We start from the raw sequence: 13,017 nt of genomic DNA, 5'->3' as shown, positions 1-13,017 counted from the left end.
TGGTTCCAGCCCTGGATGGCGCGCTCACGCTCACTGGCGGTGAGCATCGGCAGGTCGCCGAGGCGGCTGCGCGGCTGCTCGGCGATGGCGGCCAGCAGGTTCTGCCAGTGCACCGCCATGCGCTGGATGCGCTCGGCGTCGAACAGGTCGGTGGCGTAGATCAGCGAGGCACTGAGGCCACGGGGGTGCTCGGTGCAGTCCAGGCTCAGGTCGAACTGGGTGGTGGGCATGGCCCAGTGCACCGGCTCCACCCGCAGGCCCGGCAGCACGGCGGCCAGGCCGCCCACCTCACCGGCGCTCACCTGGTAGTTGAACATCACCTGGAACAACGGGCTGTGGCTGAGGCTGCGCTCCGGTTGCAGGGCGTCCACCAGTTGCTCGAACGGCAGGTCCTGGTGGGCCTGGGCAGCCAGGGCGGTCTGGCGGGTCTGTTGCAGCAGCTCGACGAAGGAGGCGTCGCTCTCCACCTGGGCACGCAGCACCTGGGTGTTGACGAAGAAGCCCAGCAGGCGCTCGGTCTCGGCACGGTTGCGGTTGGCGGACGGCACGCCGACGCGGATGTCGCCCTGCCCGCAGTAACGCTGCAGCAGGAGCTGGAAGGAGGCCAGCAGCAGCATGAACGGCGAGCAGCCCTCACGCTGCGCCAACTGTTTGAGACGGCCGAACAGCGCGCCGTCCAGCTCCAGGCTCAGGCGTGCGCCCTGGGCACTGCGCAACGCGGGGCGCGGGCGGTCGGCCGGCAGCTCCAGCAGCGGCTGCTCGCCACCCAGTTGTGCGGTCCAGTAGGCGAGCTGGCGCTCGCGCTCGCCGGCCTCCATCCACTGGCGCTGCCAGGCCGCGTAGTCGGCGTACTGGATGGCCAGCGGCGGCAGGCTGGCGTCGTGCCCGAGGCGGAAGCCCTGGTAGATGGCGATCAGCTCTTCCACCATCAACTGCATCGACCAGCCATCGGAGACGATGTGGTGCTGGGTCAGCACCAGCACCCGGTCGCCCTCGCCCAGTTCCAGCAGGCGCACCCGCAACAGCGGGCCGTGCTCCAGATCGAAGGGGCGCTGCGCCTCCCGGCCGATGGCCTCGGCCAGCAGCGCCTCGTCGGCGCCCGGCAGGTGCTCCTGCTCGATGACGACCCGCCCCTGGGGGTGGATGCGCTGGCGCGGCTGCCCATCCTCCAGCACGAAGGTGGTGCGCAGCGGCTCGTGCCGGGCCACCAGCGCGTCGAAGCTGTGCTGCAACGCGCCGAGGTCCAGCTCGCCCTTCAGGCGCAGGGCCGTGGGCATGTTGTAGGCGGCGCTGTCCGGCTCCAGTTGCCAGAGGAACCACTGGCGCTGCTGGGCGTAGGACAGCGGCAGCCCCTCGCGTTCGCCGAGCGGCACGATGGGCAGCCGGGCGAGGTTGACGCCCTTCTCCGCGAGCTTGCGGAACAGGGCCTGGCGACGCGCGTGGTCCAGTCCCTTGATGCGCTCGACCAGGACCTGGGCCTGGGACGATTCCTGCTTAAGCATCGCAGGCCTCCAGCTCGTCCAGTGCCTCGAAGATCGCGTCGAAATCGTCTTCCATACCGCCCTGCTCCCTCGTTTTCTCGATCAGCGCCGCCAGCTCCTCGATGGAGGTGGCGGTGTAGAAATCCTGCATCGGTAGGTCGATGCCCAGTTCGTTCTTCAGGCGCGAGGCCACCCGCACCAGCAGCAGCGAGTGCCCGCCCAGCTCGAAGAAGTTGTCCTTCAGGCCGACCCGCTCCACCTGCAGCAGCTCGGCCCAGATGCCGGCCAGACGCTGCTCCAGCTCGCTGCGCGGCGCCTCGTAGTCCGCCAGCAACTGGCGGATGTCGAGTTGCGCCAGGGCCTTGCGGTCGAGCTTGCCGTTGGCGTTCAGCGGCATGCTCTCCAGCAGCACCCAGTGCGCCGGCACCATGTAGTCCGGCAACTGGCGCCGCAGCGCAGCCTTGAGCGCCTCGCGGATGGCCCGCTGGTCGTCCTCGCTGTCGCCGCGCACGCCCCAGCTGGCGGCATCGGCCACCAGGTAGGCCACCAGGTGGCGGCCCACGGCCAGGTCCTGGGCGAGCACGGCGATGTCACGCACGCCTTCCTGTTCGCGGATGCGCGCCTCGATCTCGCCCAGCTCGATGCGGAAGCCGCGGATCTTCACCTGATGGTCCACCCGGCCGACGTACTCCAGCACGCCGTCCAGGCGCCGCCGCACGAGGTCGCCGGAGCGGTACAGGCGCTGCCCGGGCACGCGGGTGAAGGGGTCGGGCACGAAGCTCAGGGCGGTGCGCACCGGGTCGCCGACGTAGCCCCGGCCGACACCGGTGCCGCTGATGCACAGCTCGCCCACGGCGCGCGGACACACCAGTTCCAGTTGGCCGTCCAGCACGTGCAACTGGTTGTTGTCGGTGGGCAGGCCGATGGGCAGGTAGGTGCTGCCGGTGTCCGCCTCGATCACCCGGGTCAGCGACACGTCGTCCGAGCACTCGGCCGGGCCGTAGGCGTTGACCAGCGGGATCTGCGGGTAGCGCTGCAGCCAGCGGCGCGCCAGCTCCGGCGGCATCGCCTCGCCGGTGGTGAGCATCCAACGCAGGCCCGGCAGCGCGATGGGCGCGGCTTCGAGCATGCCCTGGATCAGCGAGGGCACGCTCTCCAGCACGGTGATGCCGGCCTGGTTGACGTGGTTCAGCAGCGCCTCGGGGTCGTGGGCGATCTCGTCCGGGACGATCTCCACCCGCGCGCCGCAGAGGCCGGCGGTGAGGAACTGCCACACGGAGATGTCGAAGCTCTGGGACGCGGTCTGGGCGATCACGTCGTCCATGCCGAGGCCCAGGTAGGGCAGCTTGCTCAATTGGTTGTTGAGCATCCCCGCCTGCTCGACCATCACGCCCTTGGGCGCGCCGGTGGAGCCGGAGGTGTAGATCACGTAGGCCAGGTGGCGCGGGCCGATGGCCAGGCACGGCGCGGCAGCGGCACGGCCGTCCTGCAGTTGCTCCCACACCAGCAGGCGCGGACGCGCGGCCTCGTCCACCTCGGCCAGCAGCGGCGCCAGGGCCGGCAGGCACGCCTCGGTGCACACCAGCACCGGCGCACGGCTGAGGGTGAGGATGTGGCGCAGGCGCTGGGCCGGCAGGTGCGGGTCCAGCGGCAGGTAACCGGCGGCGGCCTTGAGGGTGCCGAGGATCATCCCCAGCAGCGGCAGGCCGCGCTCGGCCAGCAGCGCCACGCTCTGGTCGGGCTGCACGCCCGCCTCCAGCAGGGCCTGGGCCATGCGGTTGCCCAGTGCCTCCAGGCGCACGTAGCTCCAGCGTTCGCCCTGGCAACTGGCGGCGATGCGCTGCGGGTGCTGCGCCGCCTGGGCCTCGAACAGGCGCGGGTAGCCGCCGTCCAGCGGGTAGTCGCGCTCCGACTGGTTGAAGGTGTGCAGCAGGTGCTCGCGCTCGTCCGTGCCGAGCAGCGGCAAGGCGTCGAAACGCGCCTCCAGGTGCTCGCCCAGGGCCAGCAGCAGGCGTTTGAAGTCGCCCAGCAACTCGGCGACCGTCGCCTCGTCGAACCAGCGGCGGTCGTAGGACAGGTGCAGGCCCAAGGCATCACCGGGGTAGATGACCACGGTCATCGGGTAGTTGGTGTGGGTGCGCCCGGAGTCCGAACTGATGTTGAGGTTCTCCACCTGGGTCAGCACGCCGTCCTCGATGGGCGCGTTCTCGAACACGAAGAGGCTGTCGAACAGCGACTGGCCCTTGCCGATCTCGCTGCAGGCCTGGATGTCCACCAGCGGCAGGTGCTCGTGCTCGCGCAGGCGCAGGTTGAGGGCGAACAACTGCTGCAGCCAGCCGCTCACCGTCGTGGCGCTGCCCGCCTCGGGCAGGTGCACGCGCAGGGGGATGCTGTTGATGAACAGGCCGACGGTGCGCTGCATGTCCGGCACGTCCACCGGGCGGCCGGCCACGGTCACGCCGAAGACCAGGTCACGGGAGCCGCTGTAGCGGTGCAGCACCAGCGCCCAGGCGGCCTGGACCAGGGTGTTGACGGTGAGCTGATGGCGCTGGGCGAGTTCGCGAAGCTGGCGACCCTCATGGGCCTCCAGATGGGCGTGCAGGTCGCCGATGCTCGAATGCCCGGCATCCTTCAGCGGCTGGCGGTCGAAAGGCAGGCCGGTGGGTTGCTCGAAGCCGGCCAACTGCTCGCGCCACAACTGCGCGGAAGCCGGCAGGTCCTGGCGCTTCAGCCAGCGGATGAAGTCGGCGTAGCGCGAGGCCGGGGCCAGGCGCGCTTCACGGCCTTCGCCGAGGGCGGCGTAGAGCTCGAAGAACTCGTCCACCAGCAGCGAGCGGCACCAGGCGTCGATGAGGATGTGGTGGTTGCTCAGGACGAAGCCGAAGCGGCGCTCGCCGAGCTGGATCAGGCGCAGGCGGAAAGGCACCGCGCCCTGCAGGTCGAAGCCCTGGCGGCGCTCCTCGGCGAGCATCTCGCGCAGCTTGGCCTCGTGCTCGGCGGCCGGTACGTCGCGCCAGTCGTGCAGTTGCACGTCCGGCTGCGCGGTGCGGCGGACGATCTGCAGCAGGCGCTCACCCACGGTCCAGGAGAAGGTGGTGCGCAGCGCGTCGTGGCGCTGGCCGACGGCCTGCCAGGCGCGGGCGAAACGCTCGGGGTCGATCTCGGTTTCGACGCTGTAGCAGTACTGCATCATGTAGATGCCGGAGCCCGGCTCCAGCAGCGTGTGCATCAGCAGGCCTTCCTGCATGGGCGACAGCGGGTAGATGTCCTCCACCTCGCGCAGGTCCACGGGCAGCGCGTCCAGTTGCGCCTGGGTCAGGCCCGCCAGGGGGAAGTCGGACGGGGTGGCGCCGCCGGCCTGGGCCTCCAGGCAGTGCCCGACCAGCGCCGTCAGCTCGCGGGTGTAGTCGGCGGCCAGTGTGGCGATGGCGGGCTCGTCGAACATTTCCTGGCTGAAGGTCCAGCCCAGCTCCAGTTCACCGCCCAGCACCTGGCCGTTGACGCTCAGCCAGTTGCCCAGCGGCGCCTCGGCCGACTGGGTGGCGCCAACGCTTTCGGCGGCAGGCGCGAACAGGCGCTCGTCGCCGAAGCCCTGGTCGAACTGGCCGAGGTAGTTGAAGGTCACCCGAGCCTGGGGCAGCGCCGCCAGGGCGGCCCGTTGCGCGGGCGTGCCCAGGTGGCGCAGCGCGCCATGGCCGATACCCCGGTCGGGCACCCCGCGCAGTTGTTCCTTGATCGCCTTGATCGAGCCGGCCAGGTCATCGGCCGGGCTCAGCGCCACCGGGAACAGGCTGGTGAACCAGCCGACGGTGCGGCTCAGGTCGACGCCCTCGAACAGGTCCTCGCGGCCGTGACCCTCCAGTTGCACCAGGGCACGGCCCTGCCCGCTCCAGCGGCACAGCACCCGCGCCAGGGCGGTGAGCAGCAGGTCGTTGACCTGGGTGCGGTAGGCGGCGGGCGCCTGTTGCAGCAGTTGGCGGGTGGTGTCGGCGTCCAGGCGGCCATACAGGGTGCGGGCGTGGCGCGTCTGCAGCCCGGCATCGCGGCGCGCCCCCGGCAGGTCATCGGCCTGGCCGCTGAGGCTCGCCTGCCAATGGGCCAGCTCGGCATCACGGGCCGGCTCGCGGGCCCATTGGCCCAGGCGCTCGGCCCAGGCCTTGAAGGCGGTGCCCTTCTCCGTCGGTGCCGGGGTGCGGCCGGCGAGCAGCGCCGCGCAGGCCTGCTCCAGGTCCTCCAGCAGGATGCGCCAGGACACGCCATCCACCACCAGGTGGTGGATCACCAGCAGCAGGCGCTGGCTGCCGTCGGCGAGGTCGAACAGCACCGCGCGCAACAGCGGCCCGTTGGCCAGGTCGAGGCTGCGTTGTGCCTCGTCGGCAATGGCCTGCAACTGTGCTGCGTCACTCGCCTGGCGCTGCCACAGCAGGCCGGCCGGCACGCTGGCCTGGTGTTCTGCCCGCCAGCCGTCTGCCTGTTTGCGGAAGACCAGGCGCAGGGCGTCGTGCTGGGCCACCAGCACCGCCAGGGCCTGTTCGACGACGGGGGCAGTCAGCGGCTGGCGCCGCTGCAGCATGACCGCCTGGTTGTAGTGATGGGGCTCGGCCTGCACCCGTTCGAAGAAACGGGCCTGCACCGGCAACAGGGGCATCTCGCCGCTGACCTGGGCTGGCGCACGGGGGGCTGCCGGGCGGCTGTCCACCTTGGCGACCTGGGCCAGTTGGGCGATGGTCTGTTTCTCGAACAATTGGCGCGGAGTCAGCTTGATGCCCTGGCGCTTGGCCCGGGCGATGATCTGCAGGCTGAGGATGGAGTCACCACCCAGCTCGAAGAAGTTGTCCTCGACGCCGATGGCCTCGCGCTTGAGCACCGCCTGCCAGATGGCCACCAGTTGTTCCTCCACCGGCGTGCTCGGCGCCACATGGCGCTTCTGCTGCACCTCGGGCTGGGGCAGCGCGCGGCGGTCCAGCTTGCCGTTGGCGGTCAGCGGCAGGCGCTCCAGCAGCAGCAGGTGGGCCGGCACCAGGTAGTCCGGCAGCCGTGCCTGCAACTGCTCGCGCAGGGCCTGGGCGCTCAGGCTGGCGTCCTCGGGCACGCACCAGCCGATCAGTTGCAACTGCGCCGGCTCGTCGCCCTGGGGCACGGCCAGCACCACGGCGTCGTGCACGCCGGGCAGGCCCCGCAGCACGCGGGCGACCTCGCCCGGCTCGACGCGGTAGCCACGGATCTTCACCTGGTCGTCGGCGCGGCCGAGGAAGTGCAGCCGCCCCTCGCCATCGCGGCGCACGCGGTCGCCGCTGCGGTACAGGCGCGCACCCGGCGCGCCGAAGGGGTCGGGCACGAAGCGCTCGGCGGTGAGCGCGGCCTGGCCGAGGTAGCCCTGGGCCAGGCTTGCGCCGCCGATGTACAGCTCGCCGGCGACGCGCGCCGGTTGCGGGTTGAGCACATCGTCCAGCACCTGCACATGGACGCCCGCCAAGGCCTCGCCCAGGGGGATGCCGGCGCCTTCGGCCAGCTCGCCCTGCACCTCGTGGGTGAGCACGCCCACGGTGGTCTCGCTGGGGCCGTAGTGGTTGATGAAGCGGCAACCGGGCTTGAGCTGGCGCACCTTGCGGTACAGCGCCGGGGAACAGGCCTCGCCGCCGACGATCAGCGCGTGCTCGGGCAGCGCATCGGCCGCGTTGGCGGCCTGCAGCAGGCCGCCGAGGTGGCTGGGGACGATCTTCAGCACGCCGATGCGCTGCTCGGCCATGTAGGCGGCGAAGGCATCCGGGTCGAAGCCCAGGGACTCCGGCAGCACGTGCAGCGTCCGCCCGGAGCACAGGGCGCCGAACAGCACGGTGTGGCCGAGGTCGGCGGCGATGGTGGAGACCAGCGCCAGGCTGGCGTCCGCCGGCAGGTCCAGGCGCTGCAGCAGGCCGTCGACGTAGCTGGCCAGCGCGCCGTGGCTGACCACCACGCCCTTGGGCTGGCCGGTGGAGCCGGAGGTGTGGATCACGTAGGCCGGTGCCTCGGGCAACGCAGCAAGCACAGGCGCCTCGGCGGGCAGCACAGCCCAGTGTTCGGGCTGGTACGGCTGCACCTGGCAGCCGCTGCCGGCCAGTGCCGCCTGGCGCGTCTCGCCCGCGTCGCACAGCAGCACCCGCGCGCCGCTGCGCTGCAGCATGCCCTGCAGGCGTTCGGTGGGCGCCTTGACGTCCAGCGGCATGTACAGGCCACCGGCCTTGAGGATGCCGAGCAGGCTCACCAGCCAGTCCAGCGAGCGCTCCATCAGCACGGCCACGGGCACCCCCGTGGTCACGCCAAGGCGGCGCAGGTGCTGGGCCAGGCGGTTGGCCTGGGTGTCCAGTTCGGCGTGGCTCAGATAGCAGTCGGCGCAGACGGCGGCCAGGGCCTCGGGCTGGCGGCGCACCTGCTCATCCCAGCGCTGCAGCACCAGGGCCGGTTGCGGCCGCTCGGCGGCGGGCTGCGGCGCAGGGGGTTCGACCAGGCTGTGCAACGGAGCATCGGGGCGCTCCAGCAGGGTTTCGAACAGCACCCGCAGGGAGGCGATGAAGCCTTCGATGCTGGCGCGCTGGTAGAGGTCGCTGGCGTAGGTCATCTCGCCATGGATGCGCTCGCCGTCATCGGTGATGTCCAGGGCCAGGTCGAAGTGGGTGCCCTCCTTGCGCAGCGGGTATTCGCTGACGACGAGGCCCGGCAGTTGCAGCGCGGTCTGCTTCTGCACGCCGACGTTCTGGTTGAACTTGGCCTGGAACAGCGGGTTGTGGCCGAGGCTGCGCTCGGGCGCGAGCACCTCCACCAGTTGCTCGAAGGGCAGCTCCTGGTTGGCCTGGGCGGCGAAGGTGGCCTCGCGCACCTGGGCCAGCAGTTCGCGCAGCGACTGGCGTTCATCGATGACGCAGCGCAGCACCTGGGTGTTGACGAAGAAGCCGATCAGCCCTTCCACCTCCTCGCGCCCGCGGTTGGCGTTGGGCACGCCGATGCGGATGTCGCGCTGGCCGGAATGCCGCGAGAGGAACAGCGCATAGCCGGCCAGGGCCAGCATGAACAGGGTCACGCCCTCGACGCGGGCGGTTTCGCGCAAACGGCTGGAGAGCGCCGTGCCGAAATCGAACCGCAGCGTCTCACCCTGGAGGCTCTGCACCGGCGGGCGGGGGAAGTCGGGGGCCACCTCCAGCAGCGGGTGCTCCTCACCCAGCTGCTCGCGCCAGTGCTGCAATTGGCGTTCGCCCTCGCCCGCCTCCAGCCAGCGGCGCTGCCACAGGGCGTAGTCGGCGTACTGCAGGGGCAGCGGCGGCAGGCTCTCGGCACCGGCCTGGTAGGCCTGGACGAACTCGCGAACCATCACGTCCATGGACCAGCCGTCGGAGACGATGTGGTGCATGCACACCACCAGCACGCACGCGTCCTCGCCGAGACGGAACAGGCTGGCGCGCAGCAGCGGGCCGTGCAGCAGGTCGAAGGGCCGGCCCACCTCATCGTCCACCTGGCGGGCCAGCTCGGCCTCGGGGGCATCGCTGCTGGAGAGATCGATCTGGCGCAGGGCCAGGGGCGCGGCGGGCAGCACCCGCTGCAACGGCTGCTCGCCGTCCACCTGGAACACGGTGCGCAGCGCCTCGTGGCGCTCGATCAGGGCATCGAAGGCGCGCTGCAGGCGGGCTTCGTCCAGCTCGCCCTTCAGGCGCAGGCCGGCGGCCATGTTGTAGGCGGCGCTGCCGGGGTCCAGTTGCCAGAGGAACAGCAGGCGCTGCTGGGCGTAGGACAGCGGGATGGCGTCCTGGCCGTGGCGGCTCACCGGGATCGGCAGCAGGCCGAAGTCCTTGCCGTCCTGGCGCAGCTTGTCGAGGAACTGGCGGCGTTGTTCGAGCGGCAGGCCGATGAATTTCTCGGCAATGCGCAGCGTGGTGGTGCGGGACATGCTCAAACCTCCTCCAGTGAATTCATGAACGCTTCCATGTCGGCCCAGTCCTCGTCGGCGGTGCCGCCCAGGGCCTCCAGCTCTTCGGCCAGGGCCGCCAGGTGCGGGCGTTCGAACAGGCTGCGCATGGGCAGCGCGATGCCCAGCTCGGACTTGATCCGGGCGATGACCTGGGCCGCCAGCAGCGAGTGCCCGCCCAGGTCGAAGAAGCTGTCGTCGAGGCCGACGCGGGGCACCTGCAGCACCTCCATCCAGATGCCGGCCAGGCGCAGCTCCAGCTCGCTGGCCGGCGCGCGGTAGGCGGCCTGCAACTGGCTCGGGTCGGGCTCGGGCAGGGCCTTGCGGTCGAGCTTGCCGCTGGGGGTCAGCGGCAGGCGCTCCAGCAGCACCAGGTGCGTGGGCACCATGTAGTCCGGCAGGGTCGCGCGCAGGGCTTCGCGGATGCGCTGGCGCTGCGCGTCGGGGCCGCTGCCGTCAGGCTCGGTGGCCAGGTAGCCGACCAGTTGCCGCCCACTGGCCATGTCCAGGGCCAGCACGGCGGCCTCGCGCACGCCGGGGCATTGCTGCAGGCGCATCTCGATCTCGCCCAGCTCGATGCGGAAGCCGCGCACCTTCACCTGGTGGTCGACGCGGCCGATGTACTCGATGGCGCCGCTGGCGTTGAAACGCGCGCGGTCGCCGGTGCGGTAGAGGCGCTCGCCGGGCACCTGCGGGTCGGGCAGGAAGCGCTGGGCGGTGAGCCCCGGCTGGCCGTGGTAGCCCCGCGCCAGGCCCGGGCCGCCGATGTACAGCTCGCCGATGACGCCCGCCGGCACCGGCTGCAGCTCGCCATCGAGGATGAGCAGGCGGCGCCCGGCCAGGCCCTGGCCGATGGGGATGCCGCGCCAGGAGACATCGGCCGAGGCCAGCTCGCTGCAGTCGTGGAGGCTGGAAACCACCGTGGCTTCGGTGGGGCCGTAGGTGTTGAGCAGGCGCACGCCGGCAAGGCCGGCACGGCGCCAGAGGTCGAGGCCGTCCACGGCCATGGCTTCGCCGCCGACGTGGACCTGGCGCAGCGCGCCGAAGTCCTGGCGGGCACCCCGGGCGTAGTCCTGCACCAGCATGTGCCAGTAGGCGGCGGGCAGGTCGGCCAGGGTGATGCCATGCGCCACCAGGGCCTGCTGGAAGGCCGCGCTGTCCCACAGGCGGCCGTCGCGCAGCACCACGCGGGCGCCGACGCACAGCGGCGGGTAGAACTGCTCGACGAAGCCGTCGAAGCTGCAGGTGGCGAACTGCAGCACGCGGTCGCCTGGCTGCAGGCGCGAGTAGTCGGCGGCCAGCACGCAGAACTCGGCCAGGGCGCCATGGCTGATGGCCACGCCCTTGGGCCGGCCGGTGGAGCCGGAGGTGTAGATCACGTAGGCCAGGTTGCCCGGCGCCACCGCCACGTTCGGCGCGTGCTCCGGCTGGTCTTCGAGCCCGTTGCCCGCCGCGTCCAGGCACAGGCTCCGGATGCCCGGGACCTGGGGCAGCGTGTCGTGCAGTGCGGTCTGGGTCAGCAGCAGGCGCAGGCCGCTGTCGTCGAACACCTGGGCGATGCGCTCGCCGGGCGCCTGGGGGTCGAGGGGCACGTAGGCGCCGCCAGCCTTGAGCACCGCCAGCAAGGCCACGCCCATGTCCAGGGAGCGCTCCAGGGCGACGCCCACCAGCACCTCGGGGCCGACGCCCAGTTGCACCAGGCGGTGGGCCAGGCGGTTGCTGCGGCGTTCCAGCTCGGCGTAGGTCAGTTGGGCGCCCACGCCTTCGCCGGCCAGCACCAGGGCGATGGCCTCGGGGGTGCGCGCGGCCTGGGCCTGGAAGCGCAGGTGGGCCGGCTCCGCTGCCTGGGGAGCAGCGGCGCGCAGGGCCCAGGCCTGCAATTGACGGGTTTCGTCCCTGGCCAGCAACTGCAGTTCGCCAAGGCGGCGACCGGGGTCGGCGACCAGGCTGTGCAGCAGGTTGCGCCAGTGACCGGCCATGCGCTCGACGGTGGTGCCGTCGAACAGGTCGGTGGCGTAGGTGAAGGCGGCCAGCAGGCGCTCGCCCTCCTCCCGGGTCTCCAGCATCAGATCGCTGGCGGCGGCATGGTGGCGGGCGCCGGCGACGCTCTGCTCGGCGTCCAGGTGCGCCAGCTGCAGGCCACAGCCCAGGCGCATGCCCTGGATGTCGGTGACCAGCGGCTGGTGGTTGTACATGACCTGGAACAGTGGGTTCTGGCTCTGGCTGCGATTGGCTTGCAGGGCCTCCGCCAGCGCGTCGAAGGGCAGCTCCTGGTGCGCCTGGGCACCCAGGGCGGTGAGGCGCAGGTCCTGCAGCAACTGCGCGAACGGCAGGCACCCATCCAGCTGGCTGCGCAGCACCTGGGTGTTGACGAAGAAGCCGATCAGGCCCTCGACCTCGCCCCGGTTGCGGTTGGCGATCAGCCCGCCGACCCGGATGTCGCCCTGGCCGCTGTAGCGGTACAGCAGGGTCTTGAAGGCCGCCAGCAGCACCACGAACAGGGTCACGCCCTGGCGCTGGGCCAGGGCCTTGAGGCCGGCGTGCAGCGCCGGCTCGAGGGCGAACTCGATGCGCGCACCGGCATGGCTGGGCTGCGCCGGGCGCGGGCGGTCGCTGGGCAGCTCGAGGGGCAGGTGCTCCTCGCCCAGTTGGTCGCGCCAGTAGTCGAGCTGGCGCTCGCGCTCGCCGGCTTCCAGCCAGCTGCGCTGCCACAGGGCGTAGTCGCGGTACTGCACGGGCAACGCCGGGAGCTGCGGTTCGGCACCGGCGCTGCGGGCGTCCAGGCAGCGCATGAACTCCTCGATGAGGATGTTCATCGACCAGCCGTCGGCAATGATGTGGTGCATGGTCAGCAGCAGCACGTGTTCATCGGCGGCGAGGCGCAGCAGCACCACCCGCAGCAGCGGGCCCTGCTCCAGGTCGAAGGGCTGGCCGGCCTCCCGGGCGACCGCTTCGCGGGTGCACTGCAGGCGTTCGTCGGGTGCCAGGGCGGACAGGTCCAGGTGGCGCACCTGGGCGTCGGCAGCGTCGCCGACCCGCTGGAGGGCCTGGCCGTCGACCTCGTGGAAGGTGGTGCGCAGGCACTCATGGCGCGCCACCAGGTCGGCGAAGGCGCGGTCCAGCGCGCTGCGCTCCAGCGGGCCCAGCAGGCGCACGGCGCCGGGCAGGTTGTAGGCGGCGCTGGTGGGCTCCAGCTGCCAGAGGAACCACATGCGCTGTTGGGCGTAGGACAACAGGTCGCGGCTGGGGCTGCCGCTGCAATCGGGGATGGGGAAGCTGGCGAAGTCCATCTGCTCGCCCTTGAGGGCTTCGAGGAACAGGTGGCGCTTTTCGGGGGGCAGGTCGATGAACCGACGGGCCAGGAGGCGGGATTGATCGAGGGTGGTCATGGGTCGTCCGATCGGATGGAGGGAGCCCTGGGCTCCGCGATACCAGATGAACGAACGATTTGGCTTTGCATTTAGCCGGTGAAGAAGCCCACTTATGAAACCCGGCTATCGGCATTGCAGCCCTCGACAAGCACTAGGCCAAGCCGATTAGCGAGCACTGCCTGAGCATTCTGTTTCGCCTTGCCGGGCGAGTTTCTTTTGGCAATCGCCC

3 protein-coding genes are annotated in these 13,017 nt (G+C 71.1%); all 3 read right to left on the bottom strand.

The window, feature by feature from the left end; genetic code table 11:
* A partial coding sequence (locus A9G05_RS25465) for a condensation domain-containing protein (RefSeq protein WP_371850590.1) occupies positions 1–1,502 on the bottom strand: 1,502 nt, incomplete at its 3' end.
* Complete coding sequence (locus A9G05_RS25460; RefSeq protein ID WP_069563592.1) at positions 1,495–9,399, bottom strand: non-ribosomal peptide synthetase; 7,905 nt, start codon at positions 9,397–9,399, stop codon at positions 1,495–1,497. The genes A9G05_RS25460 and A9G05_RS25465, both read right to left, overlap by 8 nt.
* A gap of 2 nt (positions 9,400–9,401) precedes the next feature.
* Positions 9,402–12,806, bottom strand: coding sequence for a non-ribosomal peptide synthetase (locus tag A9G05_RS25455; RefSeq protein ID WP_069563591.1), 3,405 nt, complete (start codon positions 12,804–12,806; stop codon positions 9,402–9,404).
* Positions 12,807–13,017: the final 211 nt, after the last annotated feature.

It is taken from the genome of Pseudomonas sp. ENNP23, assembly GCF_001728945.1.
Lineage (GTDB): Bacteria > Pseudomonadota > Gammaproteobacteria > Pseudomonadales > Pseudomonadaceae > Metapseudomonas > Metapseudomonas otitidis.
The sequence above is the reverse complement of the archived record's forward strand: the minus strand, read 5'-3'. Positions and strand labels throughout refer to the sequence as shown.

Excerpts from the sequence above, each read along its gene's own strand:
- A9G05_RS25455 (WP_069563591.1), bottom strand. The coding sequence starts at position 12,806 with ATGACCACCCTCGATCAATCCCGCCTCCTGGCCCGTCGGTTCATCGAC.
- A9G05_RS25460 (WP_069563592.1), bottom strand. The coding sequence starts at position 9,399 with ATGTCCCGCACCACCACGCTGCGCATTGCCGAGAAATTCATCGGCCTG.